Annotated in this window: 19 protein-coding genes; 5 read left to right on the top strand and 14 right to left on the bottom strand. The window is 60.4% G+C overall.

Annotated elements, in window-relative coordinates; all coding sequences use genetic code 11:
* Nucleotides 1-79: 79 nt before the first annotated feature.
* From ACFPB1_RS03160 to ACFPB1_RS03150, 3 genes are all read right to left on the bottom strand, one after another.
* On the bottom strand, nucleotides 80-475 hold the full coding sequence (locus ACFPB1_RS03160) for a DUF3397 domain-containing protein (protein ID WP_379221827.1): 396 nt from the start codon (nucleotides 473-475) through the stop codon (nucleotides 80-82).
* Nucleotides 476-498: 23 nt separating this feature from the next.
* Entirely contained in the window at nucleotides 499-1443 is a 945-nt protein-coding gene (locus tag ACFPB1_RS03155; RefSeq protein ID WP_379221825.1) for a ketopantoate reductase family protein, read from the bottom strand.
* Nucleotides 1444-1560: 117 nt separating this feature from the next.
* Nucleotides 1561-2208, bottom strand: coding sequence for an RsfA family transcriptional regulator (locus ACFPB1_RS03150; protein WP_379221823.1), 648 nt, complete (start codon nucleotides 2206-2208; stop codon nucleotides 1561-1563).
* Nucleotides 2209-2476: 268 nt separating this feature from the next.
* On the opposite strand from ACFPB1_RS03150, the gene ACFPB1_RS03145 reads away from it, so the two are divergent.
* Nucleotides 2477-2713 (top strand): DUF2626 domain-containing protein, encoded by a 237-nt coding sequence (locus tag ACFPB1_RS03145; protein WP_090638377.1) that lies wholly within the window; start codon nucleotides 2477-2479, stop codon nucleotides 2711-2713.
* Nucleotides 2714-2804: 91 nt separating this feature from the next.
* On the opposite strand, the gene ACFPB1_RS03140 is transcribed toward ACFPB1_RS03145, so the two are convergent.
* Complete coding sequence (locus ACFPB1_RS03140) at nucleotides 2805-3980, bottom strand: class I SAM-dependent methyltransferase (protein WP_379221821.1); 1176 nt, start codon at nucleotides 3978-3980, stop codon at nucleotides 2805-2807.
* Between the two features lie 105 nt (nucleotides 3981-4085).
* Here ACFPB1_RS03140 and ACFPB1_RS03135 point away from each other — a divergent pair, with 105 nt between their 5' ends.
* Nucleotides 4086-5171 carry a hypothetical protein gene (locus tag ACFPB1_RS03135; RefSeq protein WP_379221819.1) on the top strand — a complete coding sequence of 362 codons (1086 nt, stop codon included), beginning with the start codon at nucleotides 4086-4088 and terminating at the stop codon, nucleotides 5169-5171.
* Between the two features lie 35 nt (nucleotides 5172-5206).
* Here ACFPB1_RS03135 and ACFPB1_RS03130 read toward each other — a convergent pair whose 3' ends face one another.
* A complete protein-coding gene (locus tag ACFPB1_RS03130) occupies nucleotides 5207-6550 on the bottom strand; it encodes an extracellular solute-binding protein (RefSeq protein WP_379221817.1) in 1344 nt (447 codons plus the stop codon).
* 154 nt (nucleotides 6551-6704) lie between these two features.
* On the opposite strand from ACFPB1_RS03130, the gene ACFPB1_RS03125 reads away from it, so the two are divergent.
* Nucleotides 6705-7214 carry a hypothetical protein gene (locus ACFPB1_RS03125; protein ID WP_379221815.1) on the top strand — a complete coding sequence of 170 codons (510 nt, stop codon included), beginning with the start codon at nucleotides 6705-6707 and terminating at the stop codon, nucleotides 7212-7214.
* Here ACFPB1_RS03125 and ACFPB1_RS03120 read toward each other — a convergent pair.
* Nucleotides 7211-8542, bottom strand: a complete 1332-nt coding sequence (locus tag ACFPB1_RS03120; protein ID WP_379221813.1) for a PhoH family protein — start codon at nucleotides 8540-8542, stop codon at nucleotides 7211-7213. The two genes, ACFPB1_RS03125 and ACFPB1_RS03120, sit on opposite strands and share 4 nt — an antisense overlap.
* 115 nt (nucleotides 8543-8657) lie before the next feature.
* On the opposite strand from ACFPB1_RS03120, the gene ACFPB1_RS03115 reads away from it, so the two are divergent.
* A complete protein-coding gene (locus tag ACFPB1_RS03115) occupies nucleotides 8658-9194 on the top strand; it encodes a YhcN/YlaJ family sporulation lipoprotein (protein ID WP_379221811.1) in 537 nt (178 codons plus the stop codon).
* Between the two features lie 64 nt (nucleotides 9195-9258).
* Here the strand turns inward: ACFPB1_RS03115 and ACFPB1_RS03110 are convergent, their stop codons facing one another.
* From ACFPB1_RS03110 to ACFPB1_RS03080, 7 genes are all read right to left on the bottom strand, one after another.
* Nucleotides 9259-9711, bottom strand: coding sequence for a pyridoxamine 5'-phosphate oxidase family protein (locus ACFPB1_RS03110; RefSeq protein WP_379221809.1), 453 nt, complete (start codon nucleotides 9709-9711; stop codon nucleotides 9259-9261).
* Nucleotides 9712-9790: 79 nt separating this feature from the next.
* The gene (locus ACFPB1_RS03105; protein ID WP_379221807.1) at nucleotides 9791-10795 is read right to left on the bottom strand and encodes an LCP family protein; all 1005 of its coding nucleotides are present in this window, start codon (nucleotides 10793-10795) and stop codon (nucleotides 9791-9793) included.
* A 14-nt stretch (nucleotides 10796-10809) separates the two neighbouring features.
* Nucleotides 10810-11082, bottom strand: coding sequence for a hypothetical protein (locus ACFPB1_RS03100; protein ID WP_379221805.1), 273 nt, complete (start codon nucleotides 11080-11082; stop codon nucleotides 10810-10812).
* 4 nt (nucleotides 11083-11086) lie between these two features.
* Nucleotides 11087-11392, bottom strand: a complete 306-nt coding sequence (locus tag ACFPB1_RS03095) for a YlaH-like family protein (protein WP_379221803.1) — start codon at nucleotides 11390-11392, stop codon at nucleotides 11087-11089.
* A gap of 132 nt (nucleotides 11393-11524) precedes the next feature.
* The gene (typA, locus tag ACFPB1_RS03090) at nucleotides 11525-13366 is read right to left on the bottom strand and encodes a translational GTPase TypA (protein WP_379221801.1); all 1842 of its coding nucleotides are present in this window, start codon (nucleotides 13364-13366) and stop codon (nucleotides 11525-11527) included.
* Between the two features lie 88 nt (nucleotides 13367-13454).
* Nucleotides 13455-13937 carry a hypothetical protein gene (locus ACFPB1_RS03085; RefSeq protein WP_379221799.1) on the bottom strand — a complete coding sequence of 161 codons (483 nt, stop codon included), beginning with the start codon at nucleotides 13935-13937 and terminating at the stop codon, nucleotides 13455-13457.
* 95 nt (nucleotides 13938-14032) lie between these two features.
* Nucleotides 14033-14704: a TerC family protein gene (locus ACFPB1_RS03080; protein WP_379221797.1), complete on the bottom strand. Its 672-nt coding sequence runs from the start codon at nucleotides 14702-14704 to the stop codon at nucleotides 14033-14035.
* A 192-nt stretch (nucleotides 14705-14896) separates the two neighbouring features.
* Between ACFPB1_RS03080 and ACFPB1_RS03075 the strand changes: the two genes are divergently transcribed.
* Nucleotides 14897-15601: a TerC family protein gene (locus tag ACFPB1_RS03075; RefSeq protein WP_379221795.1), complete on the top strand. Its 705-nt coding sequence runs from the start codon at nucleotides 14897-14899 to the stop codon at nucleotides 15599-15601.
* A 131-nt stretch (nucleotides 15602-15732) separates the two neighbouring features.
* On the opposite strand, the gene thiI is transcribed toward ACFPB1_RS03075, so the two are convergent.
* Nucleotides 15733-16953, bottom strand: coding sequence for a tRNA uracil 4-sulfurtransferase ThiI (thiI, locus tag ACFPB1_RS03070; RefSeq protein WP_379221793.1), 1221 nt, complete (start codon nucleotides 16951-16953; stop codon nucleotides 15733-15735).
* Nucleotides 16954-16955 lie beyond the last annotated feature (2 nt).

The following is a 16955-nucleotide window of genomic DNA, read 5'->3' as shown; positions in this document are numbered from 1 at the left end:
GTACACATTGTTTCGGTAACCGTCAAAATAAAAGACCCTCCAATTCCGAAGGGTCCGATAAAACCGCGGCGCTCGCGCCTTAAGCGGTGAACAAACTGATGCCGATGCCGACGAACATGAGAATCACGTAGCAGACGCTCATGAGAAAAAAACCGAGCCGCCAGATGGCGCGCGCGACGCGCCGGAGATCGAGACTGCCCTTCGAACGGACCTGCAGGTTCCCGAGCAGCCCGCCGCCGAGCAGCAGGATGAGCAGAATGCCGTACAGCCCGAAGCCGCTGTCGAAAATATCGTTGAACAGCACCGCCACGCAGCCGATCAGCAGGGCCGTCGTCACGTCCATGGCGAGGCGGAACGCCTTCTTCCGGTCACCGCTGACGGCGGCATAGCCGAAATAAACGAGCAGGAACGGCACGACGGGAATGACCGCCAACAGGGCGTATACATGCTTGATGCTCTCCCAGATCCAGCCCAACCCGCTCTCCTCCTCCCGAACAATTACGTCACGCGCAGCGCCTTCACGAGGGCAAGGACCGCGTCGTTCATCCGCGACGAAAGACCGAGACGCTTCGCGTACCCGGAGATGCCGCCGTTGATCCAATCGATTTCCGTCATGCGCCCGGCGCGCACGTCCCGCAGCATCGAAGATTCGTTGTCCGAGGTCGCCGCGCATACGCTAAGCAGGCGCTCCCAATGGGCCTCCCCGGACCGCAGACCCGCGGCGCGGAGAATCGCTTCGCTTTCGTCGTGAAGCGCCCGCATCAGCCGCAAGCGGTACGGATCGCGCGGAAGCTCGCCGTTCTTGACTTGGTAAATGGCCGTCAGCGGATTGATGACCGCGTTCAGCAATAATTTTAGGAAAACTTGATCTTTGATCTCATTCGACAGATTCGCCTCGATTCCTGCATCTGCCAGCGCATCAAGCAACATTTTTTGCGCCTCCGCGCCGGCGGCGCGCCGCCCGTCCCACGGGCCGAACACGAGCCGTCCCGCCCCGGTATGCCGGACCGTCCGCGTGTCCGTCTTGAGCGCGCCTTCCGTCGTCACGGCCGCGTAGACCGGCGAGCCCGGCAGCGCTTCCGCCAGCCGCTCCATATGCCCGACGCCGTTCTGGAGCGCGAGCAGCGGCACGCCGCCTTGGAGCAGCCGTTCCAGATCCGCGAGCAGCGCCGCGTCGATCTGCGGCTGCTTCACGGCGAGCACCGCCCAATCCGCGCCGAACGCACCGCGGGCTCCGGAGTCGGCAAACCGGCTCACGGACGCAGCCGGGACGCCGATCCGCGTCTCCGCGCCCGTCGCTTCCTTATATAAGAGCCCCTGCGCGTTGAGGATGGCTGCCTGCCCGTCCGATCGGGTGAGCAGGGCGACGCCGTGCCCCGCCCGCGCCAGCCTCGCGCCGTACAGCAGCCCCAGCGCGCCTGCGCCTACGATGATGATATTCACGCGTCCACCTCGCTTGTTCGGTATCGTGCTACCGCCATCGTACCAGAAGCAAACGAAAAAATCCCGCCGCGCCTGCATCAGGTACGGAGAGATTTTAAGGGTGCCGCACTGGCGGCCTTATTCGATGCGTTCCAAGTTACCGTTCGCGTCCATTTTGAAACGCGGCTTTGATTCGTCTTCCTCGGTCAGTACGGTCAGCCGGCGGGCGCGATCCATGATCTGGATCAGCGTCTTGTAGTCGTCGTTCACCGCGCGGTAATCCGTCTGCGCGTTGTTCACTTCGAGCGACAGCTTCTCATTGACCTCGCGCAGCGCCAGGAGTTCCTCTTCCCGCTCCCGCAGATCGCGTTCGAGCGATTTGATCTGCCGGTTCAGCTCCTGGTACGTTGCTTTCCATTGACGCAGGAACCGGATGACGGTATCGATCGAAAGCGATTCTTCCGTCAGCGGGTCGTTCTTGTAGGCGCGTTCCTCGGCATCCATCACGTTCAGGGAAGACACGTGGGGGGTTGCGGCGTACGTCTGTTTTTTCATATAATTCCGCTTTTGGCGCTGCTGTTTCGCGATCTGAATGGCATCTTCATAGCGCTTGCGAACACAGCTGTTCCAGCGAAAACCGCATGCCGCCGAAGTGCGGCCGATCCGCTCCCCCACTTCTTCGAACGCGGCTAGCTGCGTGCTGCCTTCACGGATATGCCGCAGCGTGACCTCGGCCAGAATGAGATCGTCATCCGGGCTCCAGGCATCTTGTCTCACTGCTGTCATGCAACCAAAACCTCCCAACATTAGGCGCTTACTTTATCTCTATGCCCTTGGTAGAGTTCATAGAATCTATCGGATACTAAATTGTATATCCATTTTTTTTTAGGCTCATACATGTTTTCAGGCAAATTGAAGCAAACTTGTATTATGGCGCTTGGCAAGTTAAAAAGTTTGCCAATTCGTCACGATTGAAATAGTTTACAGTCGTTACCTGAAACGTTATAATGGGCAATAGAAATCGGGTCGAGACTGACGAGAGGGGGAGAATTTCATGGCACGCATGTTCCGGGTGCTCGGCTTTTGGACGCTTGTGATCGCGCTGATGGCGTTCGCGGGACATATGAACGAGATGGCGCTCTTGTTCTTTATCCAAACCGCTGTGTTTGTCCTGTTAGGCTATTTGAATTTTTCCGAAAGAACCTATATGCTGATGTTCTGGGGATACATGTTTATCTCGTTCGTCGGCTTCACGTATTGGACGGTATTTGTAATGGGGAACCCATTCTAAATATACGGTCGGACGTTTCACCTTATAAAATAAGCAAAAGGCTGTTCCGGGAGACAAGCTCTCCGGAACAGCCTTTTTTCGACGGGCAGCGTTATTTGCGCAGCACGAGCACCTTGAACGTCTCGCTCATCGCGTCGCTGAGCAGCAGCTGGCGAATGGCGCGATTATGCCGCGCCGCCTCGCCGAACGGGTTCGTCCCGTCATGCGGGACGATATCCGCCAGCACGCCTTCGTCGACGAGGAATCGCTGCTGCGTATCGTAATACAGCCGCTCCCAGCCCGCCGCGGCGGCCGCGGCCATGCACGCGGTGAAGTTCACGTGAGCGGTCATGTCCTGGCGGCCAGGCTCGAGCAGCGGCTCGTCCCGGGCGACGTGATCCTTATAACAGAGCAGCGTGCCGCGCATCCGGTGCGGCGCCGCCAGCTCCCTCGCTTCGTGACCGTAATCGATCAGCACGAGGCAGCCGCGGCGAATTCGCGCGGCCATGTCCGCGAGCCAGTCCTCCGCATCCAGGTTCACCTCGAAAATCTGGCCCTCACGCAGCGCGATGCCGTCCCGGTGCAGCACGGCTTCGAGCCGGTCGTCCGACAGCGCCATCTCCGCATAGACGAACGCCGCCCCTTCCCCTTCGCCGTCCGCGGCCTCCGCGACGCCCAGCTCCCGCAAGACCCCGCCGCGCAGGACGACCCGGTGTACCGGAAACGCGTCGAGCAGCTCGTTGGCGATCACGACGACGCTGCGGTCATCGGCGCTCGCGCGCAAGGCGGTTTCCGCTTCGTCCGGCGCCATATAATCGACGGCCGTCCGGCCGGCCGCGCCCGATCCTTCCAGGCGCTCCCGCGCCGCCGCCAGATGGACAGGATTGCCGTCCACGAGCCAATACGCCTCCGGCTTCCATTCCGGACGGCCGGTCTCCCATGCCGCCAGCATGTCCAGCGCCAACGCGCCGGTGCCGGCTCCCCATTCCGCGACCGTGACGGGCTGATCCTGCATCCCGGCAAGCTTGGCAACGTATCCCGCCAGCTTGCCGCCCATGATCGTGCCGACCGCGGAACTGGTATAGAAATCGCCTGAGCGGCCCACGCGGACGGCGCCTGTTCGATAATAGCCGTCCCGTTCGTCGTACAGGCACATCGCCATATAATCGCGAAACGTCATCGCCGGCCGAACCGCTGCCGCGCGCGCGTCCGTACCGCTCACTTGCCCGCTGCGGCCGCCGCTTTCGATCGCCTGCGCGATCGCCGTTTCGAGCCGCGTTCTCCTCATGCGCGCCGCCTCCTTCTTCAGGGCAAAATTGCCGATACCAGGATATAATAGACTCCTCTTGCGCATATAGTAGGGCATGTACAACCGCCAGAAAGGGGGTTGACCGTGCAGGGCACCAAACGCCGCCGGGCCGCGTCGCTTGCCGCTGCGGCGCTCGCGTTATGGCTGACGATCTCTCCCGCGTTCGCCGAACCCGCCGTCCCGGCCGACGATGAGACACGAAGCGTCCTCGAGAAAAGCCTTTCCGTCGTCGAGATCGACAAGGAAATCGCGCGCATCCGGACGGAGCAAGCCGTCGTCAAAGCCAAGCTCACCGCCTCTCAGGCGGCGCTCGACAAGCAGGAAGCCAGCATCGACGAGAAGCGCGAGGAAGCTGGCAAGGTGCTCCGCGCCTACTATACCGGGGAACGCAGCTCGCTGCTGACGGCGCTGCTTTCCTCCCGCAGCTTGTCCGGCATGCTGGCCATCTTGGACTTTTTCGATCTAATCTTCGCGTCGGACCGCAACACGCTGAGCGATTACCAGGAACACTATCAAGCGTTGAAAAAGACCGTCGCCTCGCTGAACGACCAATCGGCGCGGCTCACCGAAGTCGAATCCCGGCTGAACACGCAGCGGGCCCGGGTCGTCGCGCTGCAAAGCGACGTCGATTCCGCCTTGAACAGCCGGGATGACGCGGACAAGCTGCGGTCGCTGATCGACGAATATACGGCCTATTGGCAGAACGTCGGGCTGGTCGAGGTGAACCGCTACTTCAACGCGCTGTCGAAGGCGATGGGCCAAATCCCGTCTTGGGTCGAACAGGACAACACGATGCTCAACATCGACGGCTTCAACTATACGCTGACGATTCCGGACGGCAAGCTGAACGCCTTTCTGCGCGAGCAGAACCCTATCTTCGACAATTTCGCGTTCGCCTTCCACGAAGACAAGGTCGTCATTACGGGCAAGAAGGACGATCTCGCGGTTGAGCTGTCCGGCCATTATACGCTGGAGCCGGCAGGCTCGATCCTGTTCCATGTCGACGAGCTGATCTTTAACGGCTTGGCGCTGCCCGATACGACGCGGAAGCAGCTCGAGCGGCAGTTCGACCTCGGCTTCTATCCCTCCGAAATCGTATCGTTTCTGAAAGCGAAATCGGTCTCCGTCAAGGACGGCGATCTGATCATCAAACTCTCGATCAGCCTGTAACGAGGGCCCGCCCAAGGGGCATATAAAGGTACCCGTTATGACGACGCGGGCGGCGCTTCGGCGCCGCTTTTTGCCGCGCCTGCCGGCTGTCCCAGCTCCCCGTTCCACTCAGCGATCATCCGCTCGGCCGCTTCGGCCGTGAAGGGACGGGCGTTGCCGCCGAGCGAGGCGCACAGCGCGGCCCACCGCTCCCATCGCTCCCGCCACGGAGGATCGGGCGCCGCGGCCGCGGCCTGCAGCATCGGCACCAAAAAATGCGGCGGGCGAACCGCGACCTCATTGAACCCGAATTCGCCCGTCATGACCGAGACGCGCGCCGGCAGACGGCCGAACGCGCGGTAACGCGCGAGCTGCGCGGCGGACTCCGTCATCGCCCGAATCCATTCCCGGACATCGGCAGGCTTGTCCGTCTCCGCCGTCAGCACGAAGCTTCGCCCGTTGCTGCGCACGACGGGGCCGTTTGCGGAGCCGATCGACAGCAGCGCGCGCTCGGCGTCGCTTAGGCGAAAATAGACGGTCCACGGAATGACCGCGCTCAGCAGCTTGTTCTCCCGAATGGCCCGAATGAGCTCGCTCCCCTGCAGCAGCGGATCGTACCGCGTCAGCTCCTTCCCGTGCTCGGCCGCATAGCGGAGCTGCTCCTGCTGGGCGGCGGTAAACGGCGACAGCTCCGCCGCCGGTTTCGCGTCCGCTTGGAACAGCCCGAGCCATGCGGACACATCCCGGGCATCCGCGCTGTTCAGATTGAACGGACTGATGCCCGGCTTCGATGCCGCGAGCGCCGCCGCCAGCGCCTTGAAGGCGGCCAAGTCCTTGGGCGGACCGGCCGCTCCGCCGTCCTTCAGCAGCTGCTTGGACCAGATGTTCAGCAGCGGATTGCTGTCCACGGGAACGCCCCAGAGCGAGCCGTTCCACTTCACCATGTCCGTGAGCGCTTCCAGCTGGTCCGCGGCGAAATCGCCCGTGACGATCTCGTCGACCGGCAGCAGCTCGCCTCGCATCGCGAATTCGCGGACGCGGTCGTTGTCGAGCAGCATGATATCGAAGGGCTCGCCCGCTTCGGACGCTTTCTTGCGCGCCGCGTCGGGATCTTCGTCGCGGATGTTCGTGAGATTGACCGTTACGCGCGGATGGGTCTGCAAATACCGTTCGTTGCTCTTGATCCAATATTGAAATTCCGTCTCGTCCATGGAGACGGCGATCGATAGCGTGATCGGCTCCTGGTCGTCGCCGTTCGCGACCTGAGGCAGCTGGCTGGAAGGCGTCCCGCCGCCTGACGGCGCGATGGGCGAGCCCGGCTTGCCCGACGTCGACACGAGCAGCGCCGAGCATATCGTGAAGACGCTCAGCAGCAGTATGACCACTTTTCTGCGTGACACCTTGTCCCTCCTCGCCGCTTGAATACGCTACCTGTTCATTGTAGCAAGAAAGCGTTTTTTTGTCGCTAGCCGCTGCGGCGCCGGATGCGTTGCGCCGCGGCGCGCGATCGTGCATACTAGCTCATAGACGCCGATGAGAAGGAGAATGTTGCCGATGAACACCGTTTACGGTCTTGAGCTGCACCTGCCGGAGGACAAGCTCCCTGGCTATTACGCGCAAATCGTCAAAGGCATCGCCGATGCCGTCACCTTGGTGGACCGCCACAAGACGCTGCTTTTCGTCGACGGCCCGGACGCGCGCGACGCCGTCCTGCGGCTCGCCGACAAGTACAACGTCGAGACCGAGTGCGGGCTGTGGCTCCAGCTGGAAGCTGCGTGGCAGACGAACGACCGCGTCTTCGGCGATTACGGCGTGACGACCCGCGAGGGCAACCGGTTTCTCGACCTCGGGCTCGCCTCCGTCGTCGCCTTGGCCGCCGCGGCCGGGGAACCGTCGGAGCTCGCGGCCGCGCTGACGCAGGCGGACGAGCATGCCATTGCCTCGGCCGAACGCGAAGACGGCCGCCGGCTGCTCGCCGTCGACCGTCATCAAGAAGCTTTGCTCGCGGGCATCGCCCGCGCTTACCGCTGTTCGTTCGCGACCGTCGTCCCGGCGGCCGGCTAGAGCAGATCCGCCGCCAACTGGGCGAGCTTGGAGCGCTCGCCCTTCTCCAGCGTCATATGGCCGCTGACGCCCTCCTGCTTGAACCGCTCCACGATATGCGTGAGTCCGTTGCTGATGGAATCGAGGTACGGATGGTCGATTTGCTCCGGATCGCCCATCAGCACGATTTTGCTCCCTTCCCCGACGCGCGAGACGATCGTCTTGACCTCGTGCCGGGTCAAATTCTGCGCTTCGTCGACGATGATGAACTGCCCCGGGATGGAGCGTCCCCGAATATAGGTCAGCGCTTCGACTTGGATGCTGCCGAGCCCCATCAGAATCTTGTCGATGTCGCCCGACTTCTTCGTATCGAACAGGAACTCCAGATTATCGTAAATCGGCTGCATCCACGGACGCAGCTTCTCTTCTTTCTCGCCCGGTAAATAACCGATATCCTTGCCCATCGGCACGACTGGCCGCGCGATGAGCAATTTTTTATATTTGTGCTCGTCTTCCACCTTCAAGAGCCCCGCCGCGAGCGCCAGGAGCGTCTTGCCCGTGCCCGCCTTGCCCGTCAAGGTGACGAGCGGTACGTCGTCGTTCAGCAGCAGCTCGAGCGCCATCCGCTGCTGGGCGTTGCGGGCGGTGATGCCCCACACGGGATCGTTGCTTAAGTAGAGCGGCTCCAGCCTCGCGGCGTCCTGGCTGACCTTCAGCAGCGCCGACTTCGAGGTGCCCATCTCGTCGCGCAGGATCACGAATTCGTTCGGATGCAGCCTCGTGCTGAGCTGCAGGCTCTTGATCGACAGGAACCGGTACGTATAGAACTCGTCGATGACCGACGGATGCACTTTCAGCGTCAGATAGCCCGCGTAAACTTCGGAAGGCGCCACGACCTGGTCGGACAAGTAATCTTGCGCTTCGATGCCGAGCACGTCGGCCTTGATCCGCACCAGCACGTCTTTGCTGACGATGATGACGGGACGCTGCGTCCCTTTATCCTGCTCCTCCAGGTGATAGTTCAAGGCCACCGCCAAAATGCGGTTGTCGTTCGTCATCTCCCCGAACATCTCCTGCACCCGCACGAAGCTCCGATGATTCAGCTCCACCTTGAGCACGCCGCCGCTCGCCAGCCCGATCCCTTCATGCAGATGTCCGCCTTCCCTCATGTTGTCCAGCAGCCGGGATACATGCCGGGCGTTGCGGCCGAGCTCGTCGGCAAGCCGCTTCTTCGAATCAATCTCCTCCAACACCACCGCGGGGATAATGACCTCGTTGTCCTCGAAGGCAAAGATCGCTTGCGGGTCGTGAAGCAGTACATTGGTGTCGAGCACGAATATTTTTTTCATCGTGAGCCCTCCTGGCGTTGGGAATTTCGTTCAAAGGCGTACATAGCGAAACCCTCGTCTAGGCAAACTAGGCTTGAACACAGGATGCAGACTTTAGAAAGGTCAGGTGGCGAATATGAGGAAATGGCTGGTGCCCGCTATGCTCCTTTGTTTGCTGGCAGCAGGTTGCAATACCGTCGCCCGCAATGAGACATCACCCTCTCCGCAAAATGATGACCGCGTTCGCGCGCAGCAGAGCTCGCCGCAGAAGAAAACGATCAGCAAACCCAAACAAGTGGCCGAGCATTTGGAAAGCTTGGCGCGCAAAGTGCCCGGCGTGAAAGGCGCGCACTGCGTGGTGTTTCAAAATACGGCGGTTGTCGGCATCGACGTCGCCGGCAACGTAGACCGCTCCCGCGTCGGCACGATCAAGTACGCCGTAGCGGAAGCGCTCCGGAAAGACCCTTACGGCATCAACGCGGCCGTCACCGCCGACGTGGATCTCTCCCACCGGCTGAACGAGCTCGGCGCTGATATTCGCCGCGGCCGTCCCATCGCCGGCTTCGCCGAGGAGATGGCGGATATCGTCGGCCGCATCGTGCCGCAGCTTCCGCGGGACGTGCAGCCGATGCGGCCGGAACCGCAAACCCCAGCGAAGCAAAAGCACCTGTAGGCGCGGGCCGCGCTTCGCTCCTCGGAACCCGTACGAGTACAGAAAAAGCCTAGTGAACGCATCACTAGGCTTTTTTCATAGCTGCAAACACCTGTCCATCCAGTCTGTCGGCGGCTCTTTGATCATACGTTTTCTCATGCTCCGGTCTTACGGACAAGCGTGCGCCGTAAAACATCGCATCGCGGATCGCAGCGATATCGAGGTCGAAGCAGACAAGCTTAAAGGGTACGTCTTCCAAAGCCTCCGTGACGAGCCGTGCCGTGCCGTGGATCGTTTGAACGGTTCCCGGCGCGAACAGCGTCACGCTCGCTTCGGCTGTCGAAGTCATGTTCACCGTCAAGCGCGAGCGGCCGTCGAGCGCGAAGCGCAGCGTGGCGCGGTCGACCGCATAGATCCACGAGATCGCATTCGACGTCGGTGCCCCGGTGTCTGCGTCGATCGTGTGCAGAAGAACGAACGGTTGCTCATTCAATGCGCCGTAAAGATCGTCAGAGAGTACCGTGACGGGTTCGGTCATCCGCATGCCCTCCTTGCCTGCAGTGTCATGAGTGCTCCGATGCCCCCATTATAGCATAGCCGCCATTGCTCTTCCACCGTCATTCCGCCAGTTTTGCGTGCAGCGCGTCTTTCGCGGCCTGCAGTTTCGCGTCGTCCAGATAGACATACGGGCTCTTCCACGTGCCTTCCAGCGGAATGAACGTAATGTCGGTCGCGCCAATGCCATAATACGTCTTCAGCATGTTCTCGATCTCGTTCGCCGGAATGTCCATCCGCAGGTTGTTGCCAACCGCCTTGATCACGCCGGCGATCTTCGGCACGCTGGAGAACGATTGCAGCTTGTCGGCGATTTGCCCGAGCACCTGGCTTTCGCGACGGTTCCGGTCGAAGTCGCTCGACATGTTCTTCCCGTCGTTCGATTTGCGGTAGCGTACGAAATCGAGCGCGTCTTCGCCCATCAGCTTTTGACGGCCTTTGGCCAAGTCGATGTTCGTGCCGTCGGCGTTGTCGACGTAATGCATGTCCATGTCGACGTCGACCGTCACGCCGCCCAGCGCGTCGACCACGTCCGCGAAGCCTCGGAAGTTGATCGTGGCGGTGTAGTCGATCGGAATATCGAAAAACTTCCCGAACATGGTCCGCAGGTCCTTCTTGGCTTGCTTCTCGGCCTCGGCGTTATCCAGCCCCTCGCCCTTCTCCAGCGCGCGGAACCTGGCAAAATAAGCGTTGGCTTTATTGATTTTGTAGCCGCTCAGCGCGATGCGGGAATCCCGCGGAATCGAGACGACGACGGCCGATTTGGTCGTCGGGTTGAACGCGGCGACCATCATGACGTCCGTGTTCAAACTCCCCGTCTCCTTGCGCGTGTCCATGCCGAGGAGCATGAACGCGACCGGCTTGACTTTCACGGAATTTTCGGGCGCCACGACGACCGTCGGATCCGCATCGGTCGCGATATCCTTCAGCGCATTTTTGGAAACGTACACCAAGTAGCCCAGGTAGCCGGCGACACCGACCAGCACGAGGAGCAGCAGAACCATGATGCGGCGCGGCCAGTAGTTTTTCTTCTTCGGTCGAACGGCGTGCGTAGCCTTCCTTGACATGTTTTCCACCTTCGTTAGTTGTATTTCGGGTTCGCGTTGATGTCGGCGAGCAGCTGTTCGGCGGCTTCCCGCGGAATCAGCTTCGTCTTCTGGCGCCCGTCCTTGTCGTACTTCACGTGAATCATCGTGTCGTCCGTCTTATGTACGAGCAGGTTGGCGAGGCCGTGATCTTCCGTCAGCATCTCGAGGAAAAAATCGCGTGTGTCCGCCGCGGCCCGGTCGTCCGGCCGCGCTTCGGCGACGAGCTGAATCTGAAGCCAGTTGAACAAGGTATCGTCCAGGCGCACGGCATCAGACCCCTTCCGCGTCGGAGCGGCCGGCGCTTCCGCGTCTCGCCTTGAACTTGTCGTACAGCTGGCGGCCGCGCAGCAGCAGCATCATGAAGACCGCTACCGCCATGCACTGCACGATCGGCAGCACGTCGTACTGCAGCACGAATAGGACGAAGGCGCCGAAGGCCATCAGCAGGTGAACCAGAATTTCTTTCAGGATCGGCAGCCGCTTCTGGGCGCGAAACACGGTGTTGAAGATATAAATCGTAAAGGCCAGGATCAACAAATACGTAAGGATGGGATGCGCATGAAACCAGCTTTGCATAATGCTTGCCTCCTTCTTTACTATAAATAGCATAACGATGCCCGCGAAGCAAATGCAGGGCAACGGTTCTCCCGAAGGAAATCCGCTGCCCTGCCTTGGTCAAAGCTACTCAAGCGGGACGCGCATTTCGGCTTATACGCCCGCTTGAGCGGTTTTGCGATGCTTCTCCGCGCGCTCGCGCTCGCTCTTGTTCAAGATCTTTTTGCGAAGGCGAATCGACTTCGGCGTTACTTCGCAGTATTCGTCGTCGTTCAAATATTCCAGCGCCTGCTCCAGGGAGAAGAGAATCGGCGTCTTCAGCCGGACCGTGTCGTCCTTGCCGGCCGAGCGGATGTTCGTGAGCGCCTTCTCCTTGCAGATGTTGACGATGATGTCGTTGTCGCGGTTATGCTCGCCGACGATCATGCCTTCATAGACGTCCGTACCCGGCTCCAGGAACAGGATGCCGCGATCTTCCACGCCGTTCATGCCATAGAAGGTCGAGACGCCGTTCTCGCTCGAGATGAGCACGCCTTGATGGCGGCCGCCGACGGACGTGCCGGCAAGCGGGCCGTAGCTGTCGAACGCGTGGTTCATGATGCCGTAGCCGCGCGTCAGCGTCAGGAAGTTCGTGCGGTAGCCGATCAGGCCGCGCGCCGGGATGATGAACTCGATGCGGACTTGGCCCGTGCCGTTATTGACCATGTTGACCATTTCGGCTTTGCGCGTGCCAAGGCTCTCCATGACCGCGCCCATGCTCTCTTCCGGCACGTCGATCAGGAGGCGTTCGTACGGCTCCATCTTCACGCCGTCGACTTCCTTCACGATAACTTCCGGTTTGGACACCTGAAGCTCGAAGCCTTCGCGGCGCATGTTCTCGATCAGGATGCCGAGATGGAGTTCGCCGCGGCCGGACACGATGAACGCGTCGGGGCTGTCGGTTTCGTCGACGCGCAGCGCGACGTCGGTCTCAAGCTCCTTGTACAGACGCTCGCGGAGCTTCCGGGACGTCACCCATTTGCCTTCGCGGCCCGCGAACGGGCTGTTGTTGACGAGGAACGTCATCTGCAGCGTCGGCTCGTCGATCTTCAGGACCGGGAGCGCCTCCGGGTTGGTCGGATCGGCGATCGTTTCGCCGATGTTGATTTCGCGGATGCCCGCGATCGCGACGATGTCGCCCGCGCCGGCTTCCTCGACTTCGATCCGCTTCAGTCCCTGGAAGCCGAACAGCTTCTCGATGCGGGCCTGCTTCGTCACGCCCTCGCGGTTGATGACCGCCACGGACTGGCCTTGGCGGATCTTGCCGCGGTTGACGCGGCCGACGGCGATGCGGCCGAGGTATTCGTTATAATCAAGCAGCGTCACGAGGAATTGCAGCGGCTCTTCGACGCTTTCCTTCGGGGACGGGATATGCTCGACGATCGTGTCGTACAGCGCCTGCATGTTCTCGTCCTGCTTCTCGACGTTCAGACTAGCAGTGCCCATCAGCGCGGATGCGTAGACGACCGGGAAGTCCAGCTGCTCGTCGTTCGCGCCGAGCTCGATGAACAGGTCCAGCACTTCGTCGACGACCTGCTCCGGACTCGCGTTCGGGCGGTCGATCTTGTTCAGGACGACGATCGGCGTCAGTTGGCTTTCGAGCGCTTTGCGCAGCACGAATTTCGTCTGCGGCATGCAGCCTTCGAACGCGTCAACGACGAGCAGCACGCCGTCGACCATCTTCATGATCCGCTCCACTTCGCCGCCGAAGTCGGCGTGTCCGGGCGTATCCACGATATTAATGAGGTAATCCTTGTAGTTGACCGCGGTGTTCTTCGCCAAAATCGTAATGCCGCGTTCCCGTTCCAAGTCATTGGAATCCATGGCACGCTCTTGTACAGTCTCGTTGTCGCGGAACGTGCCGGATTGCTGAAGCAGCTTATCGACAAGCGTTGTTTTACCATGGTCGACGTGCGCGATGATGGCGATGTTTCTGATGTTCTCTCTGGCTAGCATAGTACGTTATCCACTCCACTTTTTTTATTTGTCTGTTGTCTCTCGACTTGTTTCATATATCCGTTCCGTTATGCCGAACGGCCTTGCCTTACCAGCGGGCTCTGCGTCCCACGACCAGCCAGGCGCCGGCCGCGATCAGGAACGCCGCGATGATGTACAACCCCCAACCCCATACGAGCATGATGACGAAAAAGGATACCGCCGCCAACGCCAGGATGATCGCCAGCGTAAGCGGGAATTTCGGACGGTACGCGTCGAAAAGATGGTATTCGTACAGACCCGCCGCGGCGCTGAGGATGATGAACGGCCACAAGTATTGCATTTTGCTCCAGCCGAGCGCCATGCAAAAGAAAAAAATAAAGGCGTTGATCGTCAGAATCGCCCCGGGAATCAACACGAACGGAGGCAGCAGTCGTCCGAAAAACAGCACGTGCAGCAAAATGCCGGGAATGAGCAGAAACAGAGGCCAAAAGTTTGTGCCGATAAACGCAAACAGCCCCAGTTTTCCGAGCAAGATCACAACGCCGGCGACCAAAAACAGCAGCCCGACGGTGTATTGGTTTTTCGACATGCCTAAGTTCCTTTCTCTCGACACATTTTTAACATTTACTAGTGTAATGGAACGGAAGGCAAAAAACCAGTGAAAGTACTGCAAATTACTGAAAATTATAGGATTCGGTCCTTTTTCGCGCGCAGCACCGCCACGATGATGACCAGCGGAATGAGCAGGATCGGGATCGCCTTCGTCAACACCGCCGCATTTTGCGCCAAAAAGCCGTGGACGGCCGGATCGTGGACGAGCATCTCGCCCGAGGCGTAGCCAAGCAGGCCGCCCCCGATGTACACCAGCGACGGGAATCGCCTCAGCATGCCGCTCAGCAGCTGGCTTCCCCAGATAATCATCGGAATGCTGAGCACGATCCCGAGCAAAATAAGGACAGGCTCTCCCTGCGCGACCGCGGCGATGGCCAGCACGTTGTCGAGGCTCATTATGAAATCCGCGACGACGATCGTCCGCACGGCGCCCGCGAGCGAGCCGACCTTGCGCATCGCGTGGTATTCCTCGGCATGGTCGGAAGCATCCATGATGAGCTTGACCGCGATCAGGAACAGCATTACGCTGCCCGCGGCTTGCAAATACGGAATTTGCAGCAGATAGATCGCGACCAGCGTCAGCGCGCAGCGGAGCCCGACCGCGGCGACGGCTCCCCACAGCACCGCCCGCTTCCGCTGCTTCGCCGGCAGCTGCTGGCTCGCTAACGCTATGACTACGGCGTTATCGCCGCTTAACAGCACGTTGATAAACATGATTTGGATAAACACGATCAAGCTGTCCACTTTCGTCCGCCTCCTTCGGAAGATGCAGCGGCCGCGCCGCTTCCGGCAAGTTCCTCAAACCGGGAAAAGCCCCGTCTATGAACGGTATGTCCCGGGCGGACAGGATATGTTTGCGATTTTTGAATCTTTTCGGCGATTCGTCCGTATGAACGATCAAGTTTACGTGGGATCAGAAAGGGTGTTGCGGAAATCATGGAATTCTTTTCGGTTGAATTTTTCACCGCGCTCGTCACGATCATCTTCATCGACTTGATCTTGGCCGGCGACAACGCGATCGTTATCGGCCTCGCGGCCCGAAAGCTGCCGAAAGATCAGCAGAAGAAAGCTGTTATCTGGGGAACCATCGGTGCGGTCGCCATCCGGGCCGTCGCGACGGTGCTCGTCGTTTATTTGCTGAAGGTGCCTTGGCTGATGGTCGTCGGCGGCGTGCTGCTGCTGTGGATCGCCTATAAGCTGCTCGTGGATGCGGAGACCCACGACGATATCCAGGCCGGCAACACGCTGTGGCAGTCGATCCGCACCATCGTCATCGCTGATGCCGCGATGGGCATCGACAACGTCATCGCCGTCGCCGGCGCCGGACACGGCAGCATTCTCCTCGTCGTCCTCGGCCTCGTGATCAGCATTCCGATCGTCGTATGGGGCAGCACGCTGTTCATCAAGCTCATTCAGCGCTTCCCGTGGATCGTCTATATCGGCTCCGCGGTCATCGCGTACACCGCGGCCAAGATGATTACGCACGAGAAGCGGCTGGAGGACGTCTTCAATCACAATCCGTTCTTCGAGTGGTCATTCATGATCCTCGTGGTCATCGCCGTCATCCTCATCGGGCTCCGTCAAAATCTCCGTCGTGCCAAAGCGGCGCGGCATGTGCAAAGCGGCGGAGACACGCACTAAATTCCAGCGATGCAAAGCAGCGCCCGGCGCATACGAAAGGTCGCCCTCCCGGTCAACAGCGGACTGTTGCCGGAGGGCGACCTTTTTCGCTTTCGGCGTATAGGCCAATTTCATAGTCGTGTAACCCATCGTTAAAACCAGTCGTCCTCGCCGGCGGACTGCGCCGCGGACCGGAATTCCGGCGTAATGGACAGCGTTTCGACGGAGGCGGCTGCCGTGGCGATCCGATCCTCCAAATCCGCGATGCTTGCCTCCGCCTTCTCAACCACCCCCAAATTCGGATTGGTGGACGGATTCCTCGGCACGAAGAGCGTGCAGCAATCCTCGTACGGCAAAATCGACGTGTCGTACGTGTCGATGCTTCGCGCGATCCGAATAATCTCGTTCTTGTCCATCGTCACGAGCGGGCGCAGCAACGGAAGCTCCGTCGCCCGGCCGATGACGTTCATGCTGCTCAGCGTCTGGCTCGCGACCTGGCCGAGGCTGTCCCCCGTCACCAACCCGAGCGCCTCCCGCCCTGCTGCCAGCCGATCGGCGATGCGCAGCATCGAACGGCGCATGAGCGTAATGATCAGCGACTGATGGCCGCCCTGCGCGATGGCCGTTTGAATATCGGTGAACGAGACGAGATGGAGCTTAATCGGCACCCCCGTATAATGAGATAGCTTGCGTACGAGTTCGATGACCTTCTCCGTGGCCTGCTCGCTGGTATACGGATAACTGTGAAAATGAACCGCCTCCAGCTCCAAGCCCTGCCGCATCGCCAAATAGCCGGCGACCGGGCTGTCGATCCCCCCGGAGAGCAGCAGCAGCGCCTTGCCGTTCGTGCCGTAAGGGAACCCGCCGGCGGCAGGCTCCACGCGGCTGAACACGTACGTCCCTTCGGGCTGGATCTCGACCTTCAGCTCCACCTCCGGATCCCGGACGTTCACCTTCAGGCCGGGGAGCTCGCGAAGAACGTAACCGCCTACCAGGTGATTCATTTCCTGCGAATCGTGCGGGAAGCTCTTGTCGACGCGGCGGACGGAGGCCTTGAACGTCTCCGGCAGCTTATCCAGTCCGCGCATAACGTCCAGCGCCGCGCTTCGGATTGCCTCGAGCTCGCTTGGTACCTTGCGCACGGGGCTGAAGGACACGATGCCGAAGACGTCCCGGAGACGGACCGCCATCTCTTCATAGGGCTCGCCGTTCAAGGCGACGTAGATGCGCCCGAACGTGCGCTCGATTCCGGCGCGCGGAAAATCAGAGAGCGCCCGCCGAACCTGTTCCCACACCCGCTTCTCGAACCGCTCGCGGTTTCTCCCTTTCACGGTAAATTCGCCGAAGCGAAGCAATATCATATCCGGATTCATCT

The sequence above is a fragment of the Paenibacillus sp. GCM10023250 genome, assembly GCF_042653205.1.
Taxonomy (GTDB): domain Bacteria; phylum Bacillota; class Bacilli; order Paenibacillales; family Paenibacillaceae; genus Paenibacillus_Z.
The sequence above is the reverse complement of the archived record's forward strand: the minus strand, read 5'-3'. Positions and strand labels throughout refer to the sequence as shown.

Bases quoted from the DNA above. Each gene is read 5' to 3' on its own strand.
- ACFPB1_RS03110 (WP_379221809.1), bottom strand. From the start codon at position 9,711: ATGACCGAACCCGTCACGGTACTCTCTGACGATCTTTACGGCGCATTG.
- ACFPB1_RS03140 (WP_379221821.1), bottom strand. From the start codon at position 3,980: ATGAGGAGAACGCGGCTCGAAACGGCGATCGCGCAGGCGATCGAAAGC.
- ACFPB1_RS03115 (WP_379221811.1), top strand. From the start codon at position 8,658: ATGAGGAAATGGCTGGTGCCCGCTATGCTCCTTTGTTTGCTGGCAGCA.
- ACFPB1_RS03075 (WP_379221795.1), top strand. From the start codon at position 14,897: ATGGAATTCTTTTCGGTTGAATTTTTCACCGCGCTCGTCACGATCATC.
- ACFPB1_RS03125 (WP_379221815.1), top strand. From the start codon at position 6,705: ATGAACACCGTTTACGGTCTTGAGCTGCACCTGCCGGAGGACAAGCTC.
- ACFPB1_RS03120 (WP_379221813.1), bottom strand. From the start codon at position 8,542: ATGAAAAAAATATTCGTGCTCGACACCAATGTACTGCTTCACGACCCG.
- ACFPB1_RS03095 (WP_379221803.1), bottom strand. From the start codon at position 11,392: ATGCAAAGCTGGTTTCATGCGCATCCCATCCTTACGTATTTGTTGATC.
- ACFPB1_RS03105 (WP_379221807.1), bottom strand. From the start codon at position 10,795: ATGTCAAGGAAGGCTACGCACGCCGTTCGACCGAAGAAGAAAAACTAC.
- typA (WP_379221801.1), bottom strand. From the start codon at position 13,366: ATGCTAGCCAGAGAGAACATCAGAAACATCGCCATCATCGCGCACGTC.
- thiI (WP_379221793.1), bottom strand. From the start codon at position 16,953: ATGAATCCGGATATGATATTGCTTCGCTTCGGCGAATTTACCGTGAAA.
- ACFPB1_RS03150 (WP_379221823.1), bottom strand. From the start codon at position 2,208: ATGACAGCAGTGAGACAAGATGCCTGGAGCCCGGATGACGATCTCATT.
- ACFPB1_RS03085 (WP_379221799.1), bottom strand. From the start codon at position 13,937: ATGTCGAAAAACCAATACACCGTCGGGCTGCTGTTTTTGGTCGCCGGC.
- ACFPB1_RS03145 (WP_090638377.1), top strand. From the start codon at position 2,477: ATGGCACGCATGTTCCGGGTGCTCGGCTTTTGGACGCTTGTGATCGCG.